Here is a 22,979-nt window from a genome sequence, read left to right on the forward strand (position 1 = left end):
CGATGCTGGAACAATATTTGAACCGGGTGGTCGACGGACAGTCGTTGACGGCGGCGGAAGCCGCGGCGGTGATTGACGGCATGATGGACGGCAAGTTGACGCCGGCGCAAAGCGGCGCTTTGCTGGCCGCGCTGAAAATCAAAGGGGAAAGCTGCGAGGAGATCGTCGGCGGCGCCCGGGCGATGCGGCGCCATGCCCGGTTCATCGATTCCGGCAATCTGCCGGTCATCGACACCTGCGGGACCGGCGGCGACCACCTGAATACCTTCAATATTTCGACGACGGTGAGCTTCGTTGCCGCCGCCGCCGGCGTGCCGGTCGCCAAGCACGGCAACCGCAGCGCTTCGAGCTTATGCGGTTCGGCCGATGTGCTGGCTGAGCTCGGTTTCAACCTGGATGCTGATCCGCTGCGGATGGAGGAGTGTCTGCTCGAACACGGCATCGGCTTTTTCTTTGCGCCGAAGGTTCATCCGGCGATGCGCCAGGTGGCGGCGGTCCGCCGGGAGTTGAAATTCCGGACTTTGTTCAATCTGCTGGGGCCATTGTGCAATCCGGCCGGGGCTCGCGGCCAGTTGCTCGGCGTTTTCAAGCCGGAATTGACGGAGCTTTTCGCCAACGCGCTGCGTGAGCTGGGATCCTCCCGGGTGATGGTGGTGCACGGCCACGACGGCCTGGATGAGATCAGTTGCGATGTGCCGACCCGGATTTCCGAATTGCGCGACGGAGCGGTTCGTACCTACGATCTGTATCCGGAACTGATTCTGGGGGAGTCCTATCCGCTGAGCAGCGTCAAAGGTGGCGACGCCAAAGTCAATGCGGCGATCCTGACCGCGGTGCTGGCGGGCCGCGGGCAGGGGGGGCCGCGGGCGATCACGCTGTTGAATGCGGCGGCGGCGATCGTCGTCGGCGGCCGGGCCGAAACTTTGCAGGCTGGAATGCAGTTGGCGGCCGAAGCGGTGGATTCCGGCGCCGCGTTGGAAAAGCTGGAACGATTGCTGGAAGCGAGCCGGGGATGAAAAGTTTGATGGATTATTTGAATATGATCGTCGATCACAATCAGTTGATCGTCCGTAACGACCGGCGTTCCAAGCCGTTGAGCCATTTGAAACGAACGATTGCCGGATTGCCGCCGCCGCGGGATTTTCTGGCACCGTTCCGGGACTGTCGCCGGGTACGAGTCATCGCCGAGCTGAAAAAGGCGTCGCCATCCAAAGGATTGATCCGCGACGATTTTCCGGTGGAGGCGTTGGCCGGGGCATTGGCGGAGGCGGGCGCCGCCGCTTTGTCGGTGCTGACCGAACCGTATTATTTCCGCGGTTCGACCGAAAATTTGCAATTGGCGGCCCGGACGGTCGATATCCCGCTGCTGCGCAAGGATTTCATTTTCGATCCTTACCAGATTTATCAGGCGCGGGCGCTGGGGGCCGACGCGGTGCTGCTGATTGCGGCGATCCTCAACCCGGCCCGTTTCGATTTCCTGCTGAAATTGACCCACGAACTGGGGATGACCGCCCTGTGCGAAATCCATACCGAGAGTGAATTGGAAACCGTGTTGAACAGCGGAGCCGAATTGATCGGCATCAATTGCCGCAATTTGCGCAGTTTCGTCACTGATTTGGAAATCGTCCGGCATCTGCTGGATTTGATTCCGGACGACAAACTGGTCATCGCCGAAAGCGGCATCCACAACCGCCGCGATCTCAATCGGCTGCGCGACGCCGGCGCCGACGGTTTTCTGATCGGCGAAGCGTTGATGCGGGCGGAGAAGCCGGGTGAAAAATTGCGGGAATTCATCCGATGAAGAAACTGGAAGTCAAAATTTGCGGCCTGACGCGCCGGGAAGATGCGCTGAAAGCTCTGGCGTGCGGCGCCGATTATCTGGGTTTTGTACTGCATCCGGCTTCGCCGCGTTATATTGCGCCGGACGCATTGCGCCGGCTGGTCGCCGGCCTGCCGCCGGAAACCCGTACCGTCGGGGTTTTCGTTGACCGGCCGGCGGCGGAAATGCTGGAAATCATGGCGTTCTGTCATTTGAAAATCGTTCAACTGCATGGTCGGGAGACGGTCGAAGTGGCCGGGCAATTGGCCGGCTATCCGGTCTGGAAAGCGGTTCATTTGGGCGCGGCCGAAGATTTGGCGGCGGCCGCCGCCTTTCCGGCCGAGCGCCTGGTGGCCGACAGCCGCCGGGGCGGTTCCGGCGAACTTTGCGACTGGACTTTGGCGGCGCAGTTGGCGCGACGGCGGCCGGTCATGCTGGCCGGCGGGTTGACCCCCGTGAATATCCGGTCGGCCGCGGCGGCGGTGCAGCCGGCCGGCGTCGACCTGGCCGGCGGGGTGGAAGCGGCTCCCGGCGTCAAATCCGCTTATTTGATCGAACAATTTTTTCAACGGTTGAAAGGAATAGAACGATGAAACCGATTCCCACTTATTTCGGCAATTACGGCGGCCAGTTTGTCGCTGAAACCCTGATGGCGGCGCTTGAAGCGTTGCGGGAAGAATATGACGCCTGCCGCCGCGATCCGGCTTTTCAGGCGGAATTGCAGGCGCTGCAGCATGATTACATCGGCCGGGAGTCGCCGCTTTACTATGCGGCGAATCTGAGCAATGCGCTCGGCGGCGCCCGGATTTTCCTGAAACGGGAAGACCTCAACCATACCGGCGCCCACAAGATCAACAACACCGTCGGGCAGGCGCTGATCGCCAAGCGGATGGGAAAAAAGCGGCTGATCGCCGAAACCGGCGCCGGCATGCACGGCGTGGCGACCGCGACGGTGGCGGCGTTGTTCAATTTCGATTGCGAAGTGTTCATGGGGGCGGTCGATGTCGCCCGGCAGCAGCCGAACGTCGAACGGATGCGGGCGCTCGGGGCCGAAGTGACCGCAGTGTCCAGCGGTTCGGCCACGCTGAAGGACGCGATGAATGAGGCGATCCGCAACTGGGTAGCCACTGTCGACGATACCTTTTACGTCATCGGTACGGTGGCCGGACCGGCGCCGTATCCGGCGATGGTGCGCGACTTCCAGTCGGTGATCGGCACCGAGACGCGCCGGCAGTTTCTGGAACGCACCGGCCGGTTGCCGGATCAGGTGATCGCCTGCGTTGGCGGCGGCAGCAATGCGATGGGAATGTTCAGCGGTTTCCTGGAAGATTCCGGCGTGGAATTGATCGGCGTCGAGGCCGGCGGCCGGGGGTTGGCAACCGGTCGTCATGCCGCCAGCATCTGCGGCGGCCGGGTCGGGGTGCTGCACGGCTGCAAGACCTATCTGCTGCAGACCGACGACGGACAGATCGTCGAAACCACTTCGGTGTCGGCCGGGCTGGACTATCCCGGCGTCGGCCCGGAACATGCGATGCTGCACGACTGCGGCAGGGTTAATTACGTGGCGGTCAACGATGATGAGGCGGTCGCCGCCTTCGACCTGCTGTCGCGCCGGGAAGGCATCATTCCGGCTTTGGAATCCAGCCATGCGCTGGCCGAAGCGATCAAGCGGGCGCCGACGCTGCCGCCGGAACAGAATATCGTCGTCTGTCTTTCCGGCCGCGGCGACAAGGACATGGACAATCTCAAACAATATCACGTTTCACGAAAAGAGGAGTTTTACCGATGAACCGCATTGCCGCTGTTTTCGAACATTGCCGTACCGCCGAGCGTGCCGCTTTGACGCTGTATGCGACGGTAGGTTATCCGACGCTGGCCGACAGCATTGAAGCTTTGAAGGCGATGATCGCCGCCGGCGCCGATATGATTGAACTGGGGGTGCCATTTTCCGATCCGATGGCCGATGGGCCGGTCATCCAGGCTGCCGGGCAGGAAGCGCTGCGGCAGGGAGTCACTTTGGGCGATATCCTGTCGGTTGCTGTCGCCATCCGGAAAGAATCGTCAGTGCCGCTGATACTTTTCTCTTATTACAATGTCCTGCTGCGTTACGGCCTGGAACAACTGGCGCGGGATGCCGCCGCCGCCGGCATCGACGGGATATTGGTCGTTGATTTGCCGCTGGAAGAACAGAAAGAGCTGGTGCAGGCGCTGGAACCGGCCGGCCTGGCGTTGATTCAATTGATCGCGCCAACCACGCCGCCGGACCGGGCGGAACGGATTCTGCGGCACGCTTCCGGTTTCGTCTATTACATCACCGTCAAAGGTGTTACCGGCGAACAGAGCGTATTTCCGGCCGATCTGGCCGGGCAGCTGCAGCGCCTGCGCCGGCAGTCGCCGGTCCCGGTCGTGGCCGGATTCGGCATTGCCACGCCGGAACAGGCGAAGATGATTGCCGGCCACGCCGACGGGATTGTCATCGGCAGCGCGGTGGTGCGCCGCCAGAAGGAGCCGGAAAAGTTGCGGGAGTTCGTCGCTTCGATGGCGTCTGCCTTGCGATGAATATCATAAAATAAAAGTTAACGCTCCGGGTCGTACCCGGCCGCAGTCCAGCGGGCGGAATCCGCTGGTCGTCCGTATCCAACGGGCGAAGCTACTCCCCTGAAAGCGCCGGGCATTTCCGGCGCTTACGTCAAGGCCATCGGCCGGTTGGCGACCGTTTCCGGCGGTACCGCAAGATTTCAGCGATGAGCTGAAATCGAGAAGCTGTAGTCGGGTCTTTCGCCGAAAAACACTGCTCCGGGTCGCGCTCGGGGCGGTGGTGTTTATTTTGCCGGCTGAAGTTGATCGATGAATTGACGGATCTCCTGCCGGAAACGTTCGGCATTGAAGCGCTTGGCGTTTTGCTGCAGTTCGGCTTGATTGAATGTCGCCGTCTCGAATTCCAGCAACGCGCCGATCAAGGATTCCACCGTCGGTTCGGCGAAAAACAGTCCGGTCCGGCCGGCGATGACGGTTTCCAGCGCGCCGCCGCGGCCCAGCGCGATCACCGGCGTGCCGGCGGCCTGAGCTTCCAGCGGCACGATGCCGAAATCTTCGACGCCGGGGAAAATCAGCGCGCGCGCTTCGGCGTAGAGCCGTCTGAGCTGCTCATCGGCGGCGCGCCCGGCAAACTGGGCGGTGTCGCCGAATTCGGCACTCAATGCGGAGCGCAGCTCACCGTCGCCGACCACGACCAGCGGCCGCTTGAGTTTGCGGCAGGCCGCCAGCGCCAGTTGGGGTTGCTTGTAGGCGATCAATTGGCCGACGAACAGATAATATTCCTTCTTCTGATAATTACCGCCGGCGAAAAAGGTGGTGTCGACCGGCGGATAGATGACCGTCGATTCGCGGTGGTAGGTGCGGCGGATGCGTTCGGCGACGAATTTGCTGTTGGCGATGAAAGCGTCGACACTGTCGGCCGATTTCAGATCGTAATGCCGCAAATAATGCTTGCAGAGGCTCATCGCCAGTTTGGCCGGCAGCGAGGAGTGACGGTAATAGTCGGCGTACATGTCCCAGAGATAGCGCATCGGCGTGTGGCAGTAACAGACATGCCGGCAGCGCTTCGGCTTCCGGATACCCTTGACCGGACCGGATTCGCTGGAGAGAATCAAATCGTAATCGTCGAAATTCCAGCCTTGCAGTGCCCGGGGCATCAGCGGCAGGTATTTCTGACAGCCGTTCCGGGCGCCCGGCAGCCGGGCGATGAAGGATTCCCGGATCGGATGGGCGGTAATCGTCTCCGGCATTTTCGCCGGATTGCAGGCATGGGTGTAGATGTCCGCGTCCGGATAGAGTTTGCAGAATTCGGCCAGCACGTTTTCGCCGCCGCGCATGTTGGTCAGCCAGTAATGCAGGAGTGCGGTTTTCATGGGATGTTTTCTCCGTGGTTGTCCGGAAGTTTGCCGGTTTGGGAAACGGTTTCGTAAAGCCGGCGCAGGCGTTCGGCCATGCGTTCGACGGTGTAATGCTGCCGCACTTCCTGCTGCCAGTTCCGGCCGAGTTCCGGCAGTTTTTCATACGTTTCCGGCCGGGTCAGCAGCGTTGCCAGCGCAACGTCGTCGCCGGAAGGGAAAACCCAGCCGGTATGGCCGGACTCGAACAGCGAACCGACGCCGGGGGCGTCCGAACCGATCACCGGAATGCCGCACATGCCGGCTTCGAGGGCGATCAGCGGCAGTCCTTCCCAGCGTGACGGCAGCAACAGCGCCTCGGCCAGCGGCAGGAAGCGTTTGGCCTCCGGAATGGCGCCGGCGAAGTGGACGATGTCGTCGAGCCGGTAGCCGCAGCTCTTGCGGCGGCACTCTTCCAGATCCCGGCCGGACCCGATCAACACCACCTGACGGCCGGAATCGCGCAGAAAACCGGCCGCCTGGCGCAGCGCCTCCAACAGGATATCGTAGCCTTTGAAGAACGCATCGACGCGGGCGATCATCATCAGCACTCCGGCTGCCGGCGGCAGTTGGAGTTCGGCGGCCAGTGCCCGGCGTTCCGCGGCGGAACAGACTGCCGTTGCCGGGACGCCGTTCGGGATGAGCACCATATTGGACAGGCGGTAATGCCGCGCCAGCCAGCGGCGGTCGTCTTCGGTCAGCACGATGCTGGCGGCGGTCCGGCGGTAGAGAAAACCTTCCAGCCGCTGCCGGCAGAAATATTTGAACCGGGCGGCGCAGCCGTCCTGATATTCGTATTGACGCACGTGAATGCCGTGAACGGTGTGCAGAACCGGAACGGTTTGCCGGCCGCGCAGCCGCAGCAGGGCTTTCAGGTGGTGGCAGTGAATCAGGTCGAACGGTTCCGTCGGCAAGCCGCCGTCGGCCTGAATCCGGACGTTCGGCAGCGCTTCCAGCGCCGGAAAACTGCCGCCGCGCGCCGAGACGGTGAAGGTGAAGTCCGGCAGCTGGCGGGCAATCTGATGAATACATTCACAGCCGCCGCCGAGCCCCAGATGATCGGTTGACATGACGATATGCATCAGGAGGTCTCTCTTTCCGCCAGCAGGTACGGTTTGAGATTCGTTTCGTATTCCCGCAAGGCGTCGGCGATGGTGTCGTCCATGTCGAAATAGCGGTAATTGCCGAGGCGGCCGCCGATGAACAGGCCGGGCGTTTGCGCGGCCAGTTGCCGGTATTCGGCCGCTTTGCGGCGGTTGTCCGGCGTATCCACCGGATAATACGGCTCGTCCTCCGGGCCGGTGGTTTGCGAGTATTCCTTATAGATGACCGTTCGGCCGGTATCCGGCCGTTCCGGGTGATAATGCTTGAATTCATGGATTCTGGTATAGGGAATTTCGGCATCGGCGTAATTCATCACACTGCAGCCCTGGTAATCGGCGGTGTCCGGGTGTTCGATCTCGAAACGGACGGTACGCCACTCCAGGCGGCCGAAACGGTAATCGAAATAGGCATCCAGCCGCCCGCTGTAACAGATGATTGCGTCGGGCGGCAGCGAATCGCGCCGTTCCCGGAAGTCGGTGTTGAGTTCAAGCTCGATCAGCGGATTGGCCAGCAGCTGCCGGAACAATGCCGCATAACCGTCCAAAGGAATCCCTTCATAACAGTCGGCAAAATAACGGTCCTGGTAATGGAAGCGCAACGGCAGCCGGGAGATCAGTTCCGCCGGCAGTTCACGCGGGTCGCGCTGCCACTGTTTCAGGGTATAGCCGCGGAAAAACGCTTCGTACAACGGCCGGCCGACCAGTGAAACCGCTTTTTCCTCGAAATTGCGCGGCGGGTGACCGGTATCCCGGGCCGCTTCGGAGGCGAGCAGGGCGCGCGCCGCGTCCGGCGACAGGTTTTTCCGGTAGAACTGGTTGATGGTCATCAGGTTGATCGGCAACGGATAGACCTGCTGCCGGAACGAGGTCAGCACCCGGTGGCGGTAGTCGTTGAAGGCGGTGAAACGCCGGATATAACGCCAGACCGTTTCATCCGAGGTATGAAAGATGTGCGAGCCGTAGCAATGGCATTCGACGCCGGAGTCCGGATCGACCGCCGAATGGCAGTTGCCGCCGCTCTGCGGACGCTTTTCGATCAGACGGACCGGTCGCGCCAGTTCCGAACTGATGCGCTCGGCGATCACGGCGCCCCACAGGCCGGCGCCGACAACGTAGATGGGTTTCATGGTTTTGCCCCGTTGAAAAAGATTTGCCGGTAACTATCGACATCGCCGCGGCGGCCGTGACGGATGGCGGCAAGCAGAATGCCGGCTCCCTTCCAGTCGCGTTCGAAGAGGAGCGTCAGCGCCAGCGCTTTGGCGCTCTCGTAACTGTAAGTCAGATAGGCGAGCGCCGACAATTTGCGGCGTTTCTTCAAATAGTTCATGACGAACCAGTAATTGCGCAGATGGAAGTAACGGCCGAATAAGCTGGAGGAGTAAAAACGGCGTTTGCCCAGCGCCAGGCGTTCCTTTTCGAACTGTTTCCGCAGCAGCCACTCTTTGATATAAATGAATTTGAAAAATTCCGAAATTTTAAAACCGTAAAAGAGGTCGTCCAATCCGATGAAGAATTCCCGGTCCGGCGGCCCGAGTTTTTCGACGACCCGCCGGTGGAAGAACAACCCCTCGAAGGTGGCGCAATTGCACGGGACATAACCGCCATCCGCCAGCTCCGACCGGTAGATGAACCGGCGCCGCATCGTCCGGGGATCGAGCCGACCTTCGAACGGCACTTCCGAGCCGTCATGAAACTGTTTGGCTCCTTGAATGCAGTCGGCGCAATCGGCGTACCGCAGCAGCGTTTCCAACGCGCCGGGCAGCGGAATGACGTCGTCGTCCATGATCCACAGCCATTCGAAGCCGGCCTCGTAAGCCGCTTTGACTCCGGCGTGAAAACCACCGGCCCCGCCGCTGTTCTCCGGCAGCCGGAGCACCCGGTAATTGGCATGGCCGGCGGCCTGTTCATTCAGGTAGGCGGCGGTGCCGTCGGTGGAGGCGTTGTCGACCAGAAAGAAGGTCGGCTCCCGGTATTCCGGCATGGACAGAAAGGCATTCAGCAGGGTTTGCAGATTGGCCAGCCGGTTGTAGGTGACGATGACGATCGCCACTTGTTTGCTGTCATGATTCATCGGTGATCTGTTTCCTTTGACTTGAGAGTTCGTGAAGACCGGCGGCGGCTGTCATGCCCCAGAACAGGAAAAAAACGAATTGCAGCATTTCGGTGGCGTTCAAGCCGATCAGCAGCGTGCAATAGCCGGCGGCGACCGCCGCCGTTTCCAGCCGGATCCCCCGGCGCAGCGACCAGAGCACCGGCCCCAGCGGCATGGCCAGAAAGACGAGCAGCAGCAGCAGCCCGACCGGGCCGGATTCGATCCAACTGCCGGTGTAGACGTTCAAGCGCGAGTAATTGTGATATTGATACCACAGTGCCACTTCCGGCGGCAGTTGCTGCCGGCCGGCCAGCCGGCCGGCGATTGCGGCGCTGTAGCCGTCGAGGCCGTGGCCTTCGACCGGCGTGTCGGCGATGATGGCCAGTTCCAGTTCCAGCATGTAACGGCGGGTGACCAGCGAACCGCCGTTCGGCAGTTTCGTCTGGAATGTCTGCTCCACCAGGCCCGGCTGCACCGTCGGCTCCGATGAAGGAGCGGAGGAATCGGACAGCCGGAGAATCGCCAGGAATGCCAGGAATGCCAATGCCGCGGCAGTCAGTATGGAGGCCGGCAGGCGCCAGCGGTGCGTTTTCCAGCCTGTCAGGAACAGTTTCGGAGCCAGCAGCAGCAAACCCGCCGCCAGCATGAGGTAGCCGAGCCGGCTGAAGGTCAGGAAGAGCAGCAGCAGAACCCAACCTGCCAATAAAATGCCGATCACCTTGTGACGGCGGACCGGCAGTGCCGGCAGCAGCGCCAGCCACATCGGTACGGCGGCAAACGCGAAAAAGGACGGTTCGGCGAAAAAGGTGCGTACCCGGCCGGACTCCCATAGCAGGGGCGGCCACCAGCCGTGCTGGGTTGCCACTGCCCGGAAGCAGGGCGTCCAGAATTCCAGAAATCTGGTGGCAGCCGGACAGTGGCAGATCCAGAGAATTTCGACCAGGCCATACAGGCTGCAGCCGATCAGACAGCACAGCAGCGCGGCGGAAAAAACCCGGCGGGCCGTTTGAAAGGGCACGATAAAGAAGAGGGCGGCGAAAAAGAATCCGGAGCTGAAGAAAAAACCGCGGCCCAGCAGAAATTTGCCGATGGCGCACCAGGTGCCGCCGTCCAGCCGGGCCGGCCCGGCGGCGACCAGGCTTACCGCGATTGTCCAGCCGAAGTAGACGGCCGCAACGATTACCGGAATCCGGAACGCCCATTGCCGGCGGATGAGCCGCCACAAGGACGGCAGCGCCAGCAGCAGGCCGAACAACAGCGGATAACAGCTCGCTTTGCGCAGCAGGTAACTGTCGATGCCGGGCAGGGTGTCGAACGGCAGCAGCAGTACGGCGGCAAAACCGCAGCTCAGCAGCAGTCGCGGCTGGAGCGGCAGCCGGCGCCAGCGGCGATACCAGTTTCGCATCCGGTTCATGGCAACCTCCCGGCGAGCCGCCGCCGCGCGGCGGCGTACATCAGGATCGTCACCAGGATTTCGGCGCCGAGCGCAGCGGCGGCGGCACCGTATTCTCCCCAGCAATAAGTCAGCAGGATACTGGCGGCGAGCCCGAACAGCCCGGTGATCAGCATCGCATTGCGGTAATCCCGGTACCAGCCGCCGGCCACCAGGGTCAGCGTGCCGAGAATGCCGTTTTGAGAGATGACCAGCGGAATCAGCACCAGCAGCATGAAAAGAAGGATCGTCGGGCGGTCGCTGTTGGCGGCCAGCAATTTGACGGCGAACGGCGCCAGCAGCCAGAGGACGGCGGTCACCAGCAGCATGATGCCGAGGCTGCCCAGGTGGACGAATTTGAGAAAGTGTGCCGCCCGGCGGGTGGATTCGGTCAGCAGCACGCAGAGACGCGGGTAGGCCGCCTGGTAGAACGGCAGAAACAAGTTGCTCAGCATGGTGACGAAGCGGTACAGCACGCCGAAAATGCCGGCGCTGGCTTCGCCGAGCAGCAAGCCGACGATCAGCGGCGGCGACGAAGCGTAGAAGGAGGTGGTCAGCGAGGCGGTGAAGAAATTCCAGTCAGTCGTCAGCCGTTGACGCAATTGCGCCAGGGAGAACGGCGCGAAACGAATCTTTTCGCGCCGGATGAGATACCACCAGCCCGGCAGCGCCGCCAGCAGAAACACCGACGACAGCCAGAACGCCGCCAGGCTGGTATCCGCGGCCGAACGGGTCATCAGCAGGATGAACAGGATTGAAATGAGGCGGCTGGCGATCATGAAGATGGCGAACAGAAAACTTTTTTCCAGCGCCAGGTACAGCCAGGTCGGATTGACCGCCTGGCCGATCGCCTGGACCAGGCAGGCCAGATAAAGCCAGAACGCCGCCGCCGAAACGCCGCCGAGCAGCAAGCCGGCTCCGGTCAAAGCTCCGAGTAGCAACGCGGCCAGCAGCCGCCAACCGGTGATCAGGGTTGCCAGTTGCGACAGTTGGCGGCGGTCGCCGCGGCACAGGGCCGCGAGGCGGACTGCCGTGGTCGAAAAACCATAGTCGGAAAACAGGTAAATATAGTTGACGACGGTCTGCATCATGATCAACAGGCCGAGCTGCCGGTCGCCGACGATGCGCAGCAGCCACGGCAGGATGAGCACCGGGATGATGGCGCCCATCAACTGCTGGAGATAGATCGCCAGCGAATTCCAGGTCAGTTTCGAATACAGCAGCCGGCGGCTTTGAACACCGGCCCAATTCCTCCATTGACTATTTGGCACCGCGACACCTGAATACTTCCAGAACCGTCTTCAGCAGGATGTAAAAATCCAGCCAGACCGACCAGTTCATCACATAGTGCATATCCAGATCCACCCGCCGCTCGTAAGTCGTGTCGCTGCGGCCGGAAACCTGCCACAGACCGGTAATGCCGGGTTTGACGCGGGCGAATACTTCGTAATTGTTGCCGTAATAGACCTTTTCCGCTTCGACAATCGGGCGGGGGCCGATGACCGCCATTTCCCCGTGGAGGACGTTGAAAAATTGCGGCAGTTCGTCCAAGCTGCTCTTGCGCAGGAATTTGCCGAGCGGCGTGATGCGCGGATCATGGTCGAGCTTGAACCGCAGCCGCCATTGCCGCGCCAGTTCCGGATCTTCGGCCAGAATGCTTTCCAGCCGGTCGTCGGCGTCCTCGTACATCGTCCGGAATTTCCAGACCCGCATCGTCCTGCCGTCCAGTCCCAGCCGACGGGCGCGGTAAAAAATCGGCCCGGGACTGCTCAGTTTGACCAGCAGCGCCAGCAGCAGGAACAGCGGCAGCAGCAGAACGATGGCCGTCAGCGACAGACTCAGCTCCAGGAGCCGTTTCATCAGCCGCGGGCCGGGCAATTGCAGTTGGTTGCGCAGCTCGACGCCGGCGATGCCGTGCAGATTGAGCGGGTAAGACCAGGAAATCGGCAGCGTCTGGGTGTCGGAGACGATCAGGATATGCCGGAAATAGCCGGCGAAGTCCCGCAGTTTGCTCTGCAGGAGCGGCAGCGGCAGGCAGCAGATCAGGTAATTGATGTTTTCCCGGCGGGCAACGGCGATGGCGTCGTCGACTTTGCCGCGGAGCAGCGAAGTCTCGACCGTCGTTCGGGCGGCGTCGTCGACGAAGCCGGCGACCCGGAAGCCGAAGTGGCAATCTTCTTCCAGCATTGCCGCCACCTTGCTGCCGGTGTGCCCGGCGCCGGCGATCAGCACCCGGCCCTGCGCCCACGGGTATTTTTTCAGCCAGGCCCGCGCCAGCCAGCGGCCCGGCGGCAGCAACAGACCAGTCGCCGCCCAACTGGCCAGCAGCACCAGACGCGAGTATTCGGTATTGCGTACGATGGTCAGATAGGCCAGCAGCAGCAGGTAAGTCAGAGTGATCGAGAAAAACAATCGCCGCAACTCCTCCACCGGACCGAGCGCGGCGCCCGGATAGAAGAAATTGCCGTGGTAGAGGCGGACGAAACCGTTGCAGATGACGAACACCAGCAGCAGCGGCCACAGCCGGCAGTAGAGCGAAAGTTCGTAATTGCCGCCCAGCCAGCGGTAAATCAACGCGGTCAGCAGCAGAATGCCGCCCAGCGCGATACAGTCGCCGAGCGCTAGCAGCCAGACTCGAATTCTCATTTCATTCATAATCATTTACCGTGCCGTTGCCCGGCGCCTTCCGTCGGAGTACATAGCGGCCGTTGTGGCCGGGGAGGATTTTTACCACTGCAAAGCCGGGAATTTCGGCCGGCGGCCGGTCGGCCGGTTCCTCGTCGATTTGATAATCGGCGTTCGGCGAAAACGTTTCGACCGCTTCGCCGCCGGCCAGATAACCGAGTTCCGGCAACGCCGGCCCGGTGACCAGCGGCCGCCGGTTGGAGCGGTAGCAGCGCAGATCAAACGAGCCGCAATCGTTCCGTTGCGGTCCCCGGTAGTCGTCGCGGATCCAGGCGGCCAGCGTCAGCACCGCCTGCCGGTGGAGGCAGTGTTTCGGATCGACGCGCTGTTTCCATTGCGGCAACAGCGCGTCGGCATACAAACCGACCAAAAGGATCGTATAACCGACGGCGATGGTCCGGCGGGCGGTTCGCGGCGTCAGGCGGCGGCGCAGCCAGCCGGCGAACGTCAGCAGGCCGACTGCCGTCCAGATGAAAAAGAGGCCGGAAACCGGCAGAAGGTAACGCCTGGAGACGTACAAATAACGGTCGAAGAGCAGAATTTGCAGACACAGCAGCAACGCATGGCCGAGGACCGCCGCCAGCAGCAGCGTTTCTTCCGGCTGCCAGCGGCGGCGGCGAATCCGGAAAACGATGACCGGCAGCGCGATGACGGCATAGAGCGGAAAGAAGCCGTTGAGCAGGCCGTCGGCGAAATCGAGCGATTCCTCCAGCCCGGTGGCGGCGAATTGGCTGGGAATCACCGCCGGCGGTGGAACGCTCGGCAGGTTTTCTCCGGTTACCAGCGATGGCGCGGGTTTTTGAAAGTGCATGACCAAAGCGGCGAACCGGCCGCCGGGCACCGGATAACCGACCGTCCGGTAGTTGTAAACCAGATAAGGCAGCACCAGCAGCAGCGACAGGAACAGGCCGGCGACCGCCTTTGGCCAGCTCCGGCGGCTGCCGGAGTCGGCCAGCAGCAGAATGAGTGCCGCCAGCCAGAAGACGGCGGCATACAACACACAGTCTTCTTTGATCAGCATCAACAGTCCGGCGGCGAGGCCGAGCAGCAGATAGCCGGCGAACCGGCGGCGTTCCCGGTAGATGACCAGCAGTCCGTAGACCGCCAGTGCGAAGGCGAAACCTTTGCCGCTTTCGCGCAGGCCCGAAGAGGCCAGCCGAAGCAACTGGCTGCAGAAGACGAACAACAACAGTCCGAACAGTACAATCCGGTGAGGGAAGATTTGCCGCCAGATGCCGTAAAGCGGCAGCAGCGTCGCGACGAAAAACAGAGTGCTGGCCAGTTTGACCGCCAGAAAACCATTGCAGCCGGTCGACCAGGCCAGCAAGCCGCCGGCGGTCTGCTGCAACGGCGGAATGCGGGGATGCAGGACTTCCTGCCAGCGTCCTTCGCCGAACGCCTGCGCCATCGGCGCATAACGCGACAGAACATCGCGCAGCGGTAGATCGGTCAAGTAAATCAACGGCAATGACAACGCCAGCGCCAATAACATCATCCCGGCCAGCTCGAGCCACTCCCGGCGATTTCGACAGCAATTCACATTTGCACCATTTTGTTAAAACAGAGTAAAGGTTTTTCCCCCGGCCCGGCCGGATGACAAGCCCGTTATTTTCCCATTCCCTCTTCAGTAGAAGCATCCGTAATTTAATGTTGCTGTCCGGGTTTTTCAACTCCGGTTGAGTGGTCATCCGGGAAAAACCGGCGTTTTTCCCGGATGGAAGAAGGCGGCGCCGAAGAGAGCGGCCGGCGCGGATTGTATGGATTGCCGTTTTTTCCGGTTGCGCCGTCGATTTTTCACCGGCTTCTCTTGACAAAGTAATTTCGCCGCCTCATATTATTTCTGAACGGTCCGGCCGGCGGCGTCAGCGGTTGCCGCGGCGCGATGGTCGGGCGGGGTCGCGCAATCAATCATCGAAACGAAGGCAGGGGAATGAATCGATCGTTGTGGAGCTGGGTGCCGTCGCTGTACTTTACCGAGGGGGTGCCGTATATGATCGTCACCACCGTCTCGCTGGTGATGTTCAAAAATCTGGGCATGAGCAATGCGCAACTGGCGACCTGGACCAGTTTTCTGACGCTGCCGTGGATGCTGAAGCCGCTGTGGACGCCGCTGGTCGATTTGACCTGGACGAAAAAACGCTGGGTGCTGTTGACCCAGTTGGCGATGGCCGTCGCCTTCGCTTTCGTCGCGTTTGCGTTGCCGTTTCAACTGGCGACGCAGGCGATCATCGCCGTCTTTATGTTTCTGGCTTTCTGTTCGGCCACCCATGACGCCGCCGCCGACGGTTTCTATGTCATCGCGCTCAACGAACATGAACAGGCGATGTTCACCGGTATCCGGAGTTCGTTCTACCGGCTGGCGATGATCGCCGCCCAGGGCGGGCTGGTGATGCTGGCCGGCTTCGTCGAGCGCAGCACCGGGCTGGAGCCGGTTCGGCTGGAGGTGAAGGCCGCACCGGCCGCCCAGGCGGAAGGCTTCGGGGCCACAATGGTGGAATCGGCGGATTTGAGCTGCCGGCTGTCGAGTGCCGTGCTCGGGGCGGTGCCGGCGCCGCTGGAGAGCGGTGAAGCGTCGCGCCGGGCCGAAGCGTTGCGGCATTATCTGGCGACGCTGCAGGCCTGGAATGCCGGGCAGGCGGAAGCGGCTGCCGCCTTTGCCGAAGGCCGTCCGGTGCCGCCGGCGGCACCGGCGGCGTTGCGGGATTTGCCGGTGCCGCCGGGGACGATGCTGGTGGAGATCGGTTTGAAAGGCGAATTGCCGTCCGGCGAGACCAGGTTGGCGACTTTCGGCCGGGTGGGCGGCAGCAAGAATATTTCGCTGCTGGCCGGCGATTTGTTCCGGTTCAATCCGGGAAACGCCGACCGGGTGCAATATGCGCTGATCAAGGCCGACGGCAATTTGAAGGAGGCCTGTCAGGCGGTGTTTGAACTGCGCGCCGGCAACGTCCGGATGGCCTGGTCGATCTGTCTGTGGGTGGCGGGCGTTTTCATGGCGCTGATCTTCTGTTATCATTATTTCGCGATTCCCCGTTTGCAGGCCGATGCGCCAAGCCAAAGCGCGTCGCAGCATTTTCTGCGCAATTTCGGGGAGGCGCTGATCAGTTTTTTCCGCAAGAAAAATGTCGTCAGCGCCCTGATCTTTCTGCTTTTCTATCGCTTTGCCGAATCCCAGTTGGTCAAGCTGGCCACGCCGTTTATCCTTGACGCCCAGGAAAAAGGCGGGCTGGCGCTGACCACCGGCGACCAGGGCTTGATTTATGGAACGATCGGCATCGTATTTCTGGTCATCGGCGGCTTGATCGGCGGGTTCGTCGTCGCCAGGGACGGTTTCGGCAAGTGGTTGTGGCCGATGGTGCTGGCTTTGAACCTGCCCAATTTTGTTTATGTTTATCTGGCGTTTCTGCAGCCGGACAGTCTGTGGACGGTGGCCGGCTGCGTCGCGGTGGAGCAACTGGGGTACGGGTTCGGCTTTTCCAGCTATATGCTCTTTATCGTCTATTTTGCCGAGGACAGCGGCGTTTACAAGACCAGCCATATCGCGATTATGACCGGGTTGATGGCGCTCGGCATGATGCTGCCCGGCCTGTGGTCCGGCGTCTTGCAGGAAGCTCTCGCCGCCGCTTTTGCCGGCAGCGGTTACCGGTATTTCTTCGTCTGGGTGATGCTGTGCACCTTGCCGAGTTTCCTGGCCGTCGCGGTTGCCAGGCGGATTATCCGGCCGACTTTCGGAATGCGTTCGGAATCGGTCGTCAAGTGAATCGGCGGCTTTTCGACAAGTATCTGCGCCGGCAAACCTTCCCCGCTGTTTTCGAACCGGCTTTGCCGCCGGCCGGGCGTTTCCGGCATGCGGTGGTCATTCCGGTGCTCGACGAGGAGCAGACGCTGCCGGCCGCGTTGCGGTCGCTGCCGGCGGCGGATGAGGTGCTGGTTTTGCTGGTCGTCAACAATCAGTCCACGACGCCGCCGGCAAAAATTGCCGCCAATCTGCGTTTGCTGGCCGCCTTGCGGCAGCGGAGTCTGCCGCTGCCGGCGGCGGTTTGGGCTCGGTTGTTCTGGCTGGATGCCGCTTCGCCCGGCCGGGAGCTGCCCGGCGGCGGAGTCGGCATGGCCCGGAAAATCGGCTGCGATAGCATCCTGCCGTTCATTGCGTCGCCGGTTGCGGCGGCGGAATCGCTGTTGTTCATGCTGGATGCCGATACGCTGGTGGAGCCGGACTACTTTGCGGTCGTTTGCGCTGAAATGGCGCGCCGGCCGCAGTGGGCGGGGGCTACGCTGGAAGTTGCCCATCAACCGGCGGCCAACCCGGCTGAACAACGGGCGATCGATGCGTATGAGGATTATCTGGCCTATTATGCCGCCGGGTTGGCCTGGGCCGGGTCGCCCTACGCACAAATTGCCATCGGTTCGGCATTGGTGGCGCGGGTCGACTCCTATATCGCCTGCGGCGGCATGCGGCCGCGGGCCGCCGGCGAAGATTTCTATTTTGCCCAGGCGCTGCGAAAGATCGGCCCGTTGGGCCGGATTGCCGCGACGCGGGTCCATCCGTCGAGCCGGCCGTCCGACCGGGTGCCGTTCGGAACCGGGCCGCGCATCCGGGCGTTGGCCGGCGGGGAAGCGCTGCGGTTTCATCATCCGCGGATTTTCGGTCTGCTCAAAGAGTTGTATGAGGCGTTGGCCGGCGGCGATTGGCAGAAGGCGCCGGTGATGCCGCCGCCGGTCGCCGCTTTTCTGGAAGCCGAACAATTCGAAAAAACCTGGCAAACCATTTTAAAGAATACCGCGCCGTCGCCGGCGGCGAGAAAAGCGGCTTTCGATTGCTGGTTCGACGGTTTGAAGACGCTGCGTTTGGTTCATTTTTGCGAAAACAACGATCGGACGCTGGCGCCGCTGGCTGCCGAAGACGCCTGGAACGGCTTGCGAAAAATGGGCTATCAAGGCCCGAAATGACGGTTGGGGAGCGATTTTTCCAATTTTTCTATGAAATAATTGGCAAAAAGTTGCTTTTCCCTGTTGTCAAATCGTATAATGTCCGCTATAATTAGCATAGGCACAAAATCCTAACTTGAGGAGGGCTCCATGAAACATACTTTTTATGACGTGAAGGCGAAAGCGAAAGTGGAAGCTGAAGTTACCGAGAAGGTGACCTACGGGGATTCCGGCAATGAGCGTTACGCGTTCAAAGGTAAAACGGCGGACGGCCGCAGTTTGACTGCGTTTGTCAGCAAAGCGATTTGGGATGCTGCCAAGATCTGACTTTTTCGCCGGCTTTCGTCGTCCTCCGGGGCGATGAGAACAGCAATGACTCCATGATCGGTGCGTCGGCACTGATTTATGGAGTTTTTTTTGTTTTTCAGGCCGTTGGCGCAGAAATGGTTGCCGCATGGCCGGTTGACAGCTTGCCGGGACGTTGAGGACCGCCGAACGGTTCGTCGGTTTCAACGGAAAGGAAGAGTTGTCGCGATGAGCACCGATTTTTATTTGCCGGTTGCCGAAAGCGCCGCCGGCGTCGCACTGCGTACCGGCCTGAACTGCACCGGGGTGGAAAATGCGCTGAAAAAATTACTGATTCCCTATTGTCCGGCTTCCCTGGCGGTTCGGGTGCGGCGATTGCCGGACGGAATTGACGGACTGTGTGTCCGGGTCACTGAAATTCAGCCTTATCAGGAAAATGGACCGGCGCAATGGCGCTGCACGGCGGAAGTCATTGGCCGGGCTGAAGCGGAACGGGAGCTGCTCAACACGCTGGCGGTTCTGGCGCAGCGTTGCCCGCTGGCCGGCGGTGCGGTGACGACGCCGGACGGTTCGACCGTCTGCTTCAACCGGATCACCGCCGGGACGGCGACACTCGATGAAGTGGAACATGGCGGGGTGCGCAAAGCGTCCGGCCGTTTTCCGTTGTTCCTGACTGTCGATATGCGGCGATCGCATTTCGTCCCGGCTGCCGCCGGCGAGGAGGCGGGACGCTTGTTGTTGGCGCACCGCCGCTGGGCGGCATTGCCGGTTTCGCAGGTGGAACTGGCCTGTGTCGAATTGTTCGAGCTGCAACGGATTTTTCCGGCCGGCTGCCGAATCGGACACGGCAGTCTGCCGGATTACCGGGATGGAGTTTGCGTTCAGGTGATCCGGCAATTTCCGCGGTCCGAGGTTTCCCGGCGGGAATTCGAAGTGAAAATTCATGGGCGCGGCACGCCGGAGAGCGGTTTCCTCGATTGCTTCAGCCGCTTGGCTGCCGGCTTGCCTCTGGCGGACCGGCCGGTTCTCTGCGACGGCGCCCGGACCGTTTTTTCGCTGGCATATCAAATCGGGCCGCTGCATATCCGGCCGGTGCGGATTTTCGGCCGTGAAAAGGTGGAGGTGGATTTCAGTTGCCGGCTGGGGGTGAATGTGGACGAATGCGTGATGATGGCGGCCGATTTGCCTTCGGCGCGGCCGCCGGACCGGAACTGCGGAACTCTGGCGGTCGACCGGGTGGAACGGGCCTTGAACAAGTATGTCGCCGACCGATTGGCTTTGACGGTCGACCGGGAGGTCTGTCGCGGCGAATTTCCGGTTACCTGGCAATCCGGTCCGGTCAAGGTGGTGACGCGGTTCGTCCGGTTGGCGCCGTTGAATGCCGAATCCGGCTGGGATGTGCAGTTCGAACTCGTCGTCCGGGAGAGTGAGCGCGATGAAATGCTGCAGTGGCTGTCGCGGCTGGATGGCTTGTTTCCGGTTTATGATCTGGAGCTGACCGACGGCGAATGGCGTCTGCCGGCGCTGGCTATTCTCAAGGAACAGCAGCGGCTGGCCGAAGCGACTGAACGCGGCAGGCGGTATTATACGGCAATTCTGCAATTGGCGGTGAAAGTTTGACTGTTGGCGGGAATGGCGAAGGATATTCGGGCGATGAAAAATCAAAAAAATATAGTAACAAAAAGGTGAACAAATAATCAAAAGTGGAATTTTGTATTATTTTCTGGTGGTTTTTTTGTGATTTTTTTTGATCAGATATTGACAATTTAATCGTTTTATACTATAACTCTCAAATAAGATATCTTTATTGACGGATTTGCCGTGTTCCGACGTCGGCGTTTTTCCTCTCCGGCCGGAGAAGGGGCGAAGGTGAAACCGGGAACTTTTCGCGGCTGCGCAGCAGCCGGGAGGTGGTAAAGTGACGGAGAATCGTAAACAACTGTGCCTGGCGTTGCTGGTGGGCATGCTGTTGGGCGGCGGTTTTATCAGCCTGCTTGAATCGTATGAGGATTATCGGCGGGAACAGTTCATTCGTCGTGAAATTGCGGAAAATCCGACCGCTGCATTGCCGCAGGTGATGCTGGCCAAACTGCAATTTCAGCGCGGTCACTATGAGATGGGATTGATGACATTGCAGCGGGCGATCGAATTGGAGCCGGAGAATCTCGATCCTTATTTTTCGATCCTCGATTTCTATATCGATATCAAACAGGATTATATCACTTGCCGTCAGTATTTGAATACGGCCCGGCAAATTGCCGAGCGCAACCGGGAAAAACGGCCGGAAGAGTATTATCTGGTCAAACGGTATGAGGAGATTGTCTCGATGCTGCTGAAGGAGCGTTCCAGCATGGTCGCCGAAGCAAAAGCCGAGATGCGTTCCGAAGGAATTTGAGTCATCTTCAAGGGGTGACTTATCTGCGCAACTGTTTTTTTTGAGGTTTTTCACGACCCCCTCGTTTTGGACGGTTGCAGGTAGATAAGTCACTTCTTGCTTTTTTTATTCACGGCATCTGGCGGCCGAATCGATTTTGACCGGCCCGATTCCGGCGATTCGGCGGAAATCGATTTGGCTTTTACCGGAAACTCTCTATATTAATTCCGGAGAGAACGGCGATGCCTGTACGCGTGGAGAAAAAGTTCGAGGAGGCGGAAAATGACTGCGACGGTTTGGAAATTGCTGGGATTGACGGTTCTGTCGTGGAGCGTTGCCGGCTTATCGGCGGCGGAACAGTATGATTGGTTTGCTTTGAAAAGCCACTTTCCGGAGGATCTGGTTTTTACCGGTTCGGTGGAATATCCGCGCCGGGCGAAAATTTCCTTTGAAGAGAAAGGGCGGATCACTTTTATTGCGCCGGCGGGTAAATTTCTGAGGGGGAGGATCCTCAACGACATCGGGCAGGTGGTGAAACAGGGCGACGTCATCGCCCAGCAGGATACGGCGGTCCCGCAGCACAATCTGGAGTTGGCGAAGCTGCGTTTGAGCGAGGCGCAGGCGTCGTTGACTGAGAGTGAAGCGGATTATCAGCGCGACTTGTCGCTGCACAAGACCGAAGTGATCAGCACCAAACAGTACCTGCAGACGAAATTGAAGTACGATACCGCTCAGGTGGAGTTTGAAAAAGCCCGGGTGGAATTGGAGAAGGCCCGGTATGTGCTGGATTCCTGTACGGTCGCCGCGCCGTTCAACTGTATGATCAGCGAAATTTACTATTATCCGGGGACGGTGGTGGACAATGCGCAGGATGTCCTGGAAATTGTCCTGCTTTCGCCGATGAAAGTGGTGGTGCCGCTGTCGGAACAGTTGACCAGCCAGATCGATTTGACGACGTCGGTCAAGGTTTTTCCGGTGGGTGCGGAGACGCCGGTGGCCGCCTGGTTCGATCAGAAAGATGTGCTGACCGACCGTTTGAACTGTTATGTCGAGAATCCGTTGCTGCCGATCGGCACCCTGACGGCCGAAGAGCGGCAGTTGCCGCGGATCGATGAACTGAGTTTCGTCAACGAATCGGAACCGGAACCGGGCCGGCCGGTTTTCTGGATTGATCCGCCGGCGCTTCACCGCGATACAGCCGGCGAATTCGTCTGGAAAGTGACCGATGCCGCCGCCTACGACGACAAACGGCCCGTCACGCGGAGCATGACGCTGAAACGGGTGCCGGTCCGGTCGATCAACATGCTGACGGTGCAGGGCGTCTACCGGATGCAGGCGATTGAACCGGCGCCGGAGTTGAGCAAATTCGATCTGCTGGCCAATCAGGTTCCGGCGGCGTTGACCGGCGATGCGGCGAAGGTGGCTTACCAGGCGCAGATGCGTCAATTCCGGCCCGGGGAGCAGTTACAGGTCAATCTCCGGGGAAATTTCGAACTGGAAGGCTTTTACCTGCCGAAGAAGGCCTTGCTGTACAACGAGGACGATGCGGAATACTTCTTGTTGGCGGCTGCCGGCGGAAAAGCCGAAAAAATTTCCGTTGCGAAGCTGGGTGAATCGATGAATTACGTCCGGGTCAACGCGCCGCAACTGAAAGACGGCCTGCAGATCATCGTGCCGCGGCTCGGCCAGAAAATAGAAGCCGGCCAGGTGGTTCAATAAATAAAAATGGAAAAGTTCCGGCCGTTGAGCGTCCGGCAGATCCGCCGGGGCCGCCGGGGTATGTCGACGGAAAATCGCCGATCGCTTCGGCGTTGCCGGCGGCAAAGTTGAGGGAAATGATGGATGGCGGTTGCGCCATCCATCGCTTGACGGCTGTCTCTAGCGAAACAGGACAATGCCGGCCGGAACTGCAGTGGTGGTCGCGGCAGTGTCGGACAGACCGAAAAAAGTAACTCCCGTAATCAGTCCGATCACCAAGAGCATGGCAATCGCCAGCGCGTAGGTGAGCAAAACCGTCAGAATGGCGGCGCCCCAGGACATCTCCCCCCAGTTCACCAGCAAAAACAGAACGACGATCAAACTGATGGGAAAACCGATGAATGGAACCAGGGCACACAGCGAACCAATCAGGGCGATCTGGAACAACACTTTGTAAGGCGTCGGGTTGCCGGTTAGCCGGACGGCCACATAGAACAACGCCGCCTGTACCAGCAAAGATACGATAAAAATGAATAACACCATCAACATAGCTCATTTCCCTTTCCTGATTTTGGGTTGAGGTGAAAAAACATATCCCCCGCGTGAATTGCT

General features: G+C 60.4%; 20 protein-coding genes. 11 read left to right on the top strand and 9 right to left on the bottom strand.

Annotated features, from left to right (window positions below; all coding sequences use genetic code 11):
* Positions 1–2 precede the first annotated feature (2 nt).
* Genes trpD through trpA form a run of 5 tightly spaced genes read left to right on the top strand, consistent with a single transcriptional unit; the run spans position 3 to position 4,378 of the window.
* On the top strand, positions 3–1,016 hold the full coding sequence (gene trpD, locus HWX74_RS10535) for an anthranilate phosphoribosyltransferase (RefSeq protein ID WP_176013494.1): 1,014 nt from the start codon (positions 3–5) through the stop codon (positions 1,014–1,016).
* Positions 1,013–1,801, top strand: coding sequence for an indole-3-glycerol phosphate synthase TrpC (gene trpC / locus HWX74_RS10540; RefSeq protein ID WP_176013495.1), 789 nt, complete (start codon positions 1,013–1,015; stop codon positions 1,799–1,801). The genes trpD and trpC overlap by 4 nt, the downstream gene beginning before the upstream one ends.
* Positions 1,798–2,412 (top strand): phosphoribosylanthranilate isomerase, encoded by a 615-nt coding sequence (locus tag HWX74_RS10545; RefSeq protein ID WP_176013496.1) that lies wholly within the window; start codon positions 1,798–1,800, stop codon positions 2,410–2,412. The genes trpC and HWX74_RS10545 overlap by 4 nt, the downstream gene beginning before the upstream one ends.
* Positions 2,409–3,608, top strand: a complete 1,200-nt coding sequence (gene trpB, locus HWX74_RS10550) for a tryptophan synthase subunit beta (RefSeq protein ID WP_176013497.1) — start codon at positions 2,409–2,411, stop codon at positions 3,606–3,608. Before HWX74_RS10545 ends, trpB begins: the two co-directional genes overlap by 4 nt.
* Positions 3,605–4,378 carry a tryptophan synthase subunit alpha gene (gene trpA, locus HWX74_RS10555; RefSeq protein WP_176013498.1) on the top strand — a complete coding sequence of 258 codons (774 nt, stop codon included), beginning with the start codon at positions 3,605–3,607 and terminating at the stop codon, positions 4,376–4,378. Before trpB ends, trpA begins: the two co-directional genes overlap by 4 nt.
* Positions 4,379–4,641: 263 nt before the next feature.
* Here the strand turns inward: trpA and HWX74_RS10560 are convergent, their stop codons facing one another.
* The 8 genes from HWX74_RS10560 to HWX74_RS10595 are packed head-to-tail and all read right to left on the bottom strand — an operon-like array spanning position 4,642 to position 14,603.
* Entirely contained in the window at positions 4,642–5,730 is a 1,089-nt protein-coding gene (locus HWX74_RS10560; protein ID WP_176013499.1) for a glycosyltransferase, read from the bottom strand.
* Complete coding sequence (locus HWX74_RS10565; protein WP_176013500.1) at positions 5,727–6,833, bottom strand: glycosyltransferase family 4 protein; 1,107 nt, start codon at positions 6,831–6,833, stop codon at positions 5,727–5,729. Before HWX74_RS10565 ends, HWX74_RS10560 begins: the two co-directional genes overlap by 4 nt.
* Complete coding sequence (gene glf / locus HWX74_RS10570; protein WP_176013501.1) at positions 6,833–7,981, bottom strand: UDP-galactopyranose mutase; 1,149 nt, start codon at positions 7,979–7,981, stop codon at positions 6,833–6,835. Before glf ends, HWX74_RS10565 begins: the two co-directional genes overlap by 1 nt.
* Positions 7,978–8,925: a glycosyltransferase gene (locus HWX74_RS10575; RefSeq protein WP_176013502.1), complete on the bottom strand. Its 948-nt coding sequence runs from the start codon at positions 8,923–8,925 to the stop codon at positions 7,978–7,980. Before HWX74_RS10575 ends, glf begins: the two co-directional genes overlap by 4 nt.
* Positions 8,915–10,360 (bottom strand): O-antigen ligase family protein, encoded by a 1,446-nt coding sequence (locus tag HWX74_RS10580; RefSeq protein ID WP_176013503.1) that lies wholly within the window; start codon positions 10,358–10,360, stop codon positions 8,915–8,917. The genes HWX74_RS10575 and HWX74_RS10580 overlap by 11 nt, the downstream gene beginning before the upstream one ends.
* On the bottom strand, positions 10,357–11,649 hold the full coding sequence (locus HWX74_RS10585; RefSeq protein WP_176013504.1) for an oligosaccharide flippase family protein: 1,293 nt from the start codon (positions 11,647–11,649) through the stop codon (positions 10,357–10,359). The genes HWX74_RS10580 and HWX74_RS10585 overlap by 4 nt, the downstream gene beginning before the upstream one ends.
* Positions 11,639–13,033 (bottom strand): undecaprenyl-phosphate galactose phosphotransferase WbaP, encoded by a 1,395-nt coding sequence (wbaP, locus tag HWX74_RS10590; protein WP_176013505.1) that lies wholly within the window; start codon positions 13,031–13,033, stop codon positions 11,639–11,641. Before wbaP ends, HWX74_RS10585 begins: the two co-directional genes overlap by 11 nt.
* Entirely contained in the window at positions 13,026–14,603 is a 1,578-nt protein-coding gene (locus HWX74_RS10595) for a glycosyltransferase family 39 protein (protein WP_176013506.1), read from the bottom strand. The genes wbaP and HWX74_RS10595 overlap by 8 nt, the downstream gene beginning before the upstream one ends.
* Positions 14,604–14,993: 390 nt before the next feature.
* On the opposite strand from HWX74_RS10595, the gene HWX74_RS10600 reads away from it, so the two are divergent.
* The 6 genes from HWX74_RS10600 to HWX74_RS10625 all read left to right on the top strand — a co-directional run bounded on the left by HWX74_RS10600 (position 14,994) and on the right by HWX74_RS10625 (position 22,388).
* Positions 14,994–16,820, top strand: coding sequence for an MFS transporter (locus HWX74_RS10600; protein ID WP_176013507.1), 1,827 nt, complete (start codon positions 14,994–14,996; stop codon positions 16,818–16,820).
* Entirely contained in the window at positions 16,817–18,010 is a 1,194-nt protein-coding gene (locus HWX74_RS10605; protein WP_176013508.1) for a glycosyltransferase, read from the top strand. The genes HWX74_RS10600 and HWX74_RS10605 overlap by 4 nt, the downstream gene beginning before the upstream one ends.
* Before the next feature lie 129 nt (positions 18,011–18,139).
* A complete protein-coding gene (locus HWX74_RS10610; RefSeq protein ID WP_176013509.1) occupies positions 18,140–18,316 on the top strand; it encodes a hypothetical protein in 177 nt (58 codons plus the stop codon).
* Between the two features lie 207 nt (positions 18,317–18,523).
* Positions 18,524–19,915, top strand: a complete 1,392-nt coding sequence (locus HWX74_RS10615) for a hypothetical protein (protein WP_176013510.1) — start codon at positions 18,524–18,526, stop codon at positions 19,913–19,915.
* Between the two features lie 298 nt (positions 19,916–20,213).
* On the top strand, positions 20,214–20,690 hold the full coding sequence (locus HWX74_RS10620; RefSeq protein WP_176013511.1) for a hypothetical protein: 477 nt from the start codon (positions 20,214–20,216) through the stop codon (positions 20,688–20,690).
* Between the two features lie 261 nt (positions 20,691–20,951).
* A complete protein-coding gene (locus HWX74_RS10625) occupies positions 20,952–22,388 on the top strand; it encodes an efflux RND transporter periplasmic adaptor subunit (protein WP_176013512.1) in 1,437 nt (478 codons plus the stop codon).
* 159 nt (positions 22,389–22,547) lie between these two features.
* Here the strand turns inward: HWX74_RS10625 and HWX74_RS10630 are convergent, their stop codons facing one another.
* Positions 22,548–22,916: a hypothetical protein gene (locus HWX74_RS10630; RefSeq protein ID WP_176013513.1), complete on the bottom strand. Its 369-nt coding sequence runs from the start codon at positions 22,914–22,916 to the stop codon at positions 22,548–22,550.
* Positions 22,917–22,979 lie beyond the last annotated feature (63 nt).

The sequence above is a fragment of the Victivallis sp. Marseille-Q1083 genome (genome assembly GCF_903645315.1).
Taxonomy (GTDB): domain Bacteria; phylum Verrucomicrobiota; class Lentisphaeria; order Victivallales; family Victivallaceae; genus UMGS1518.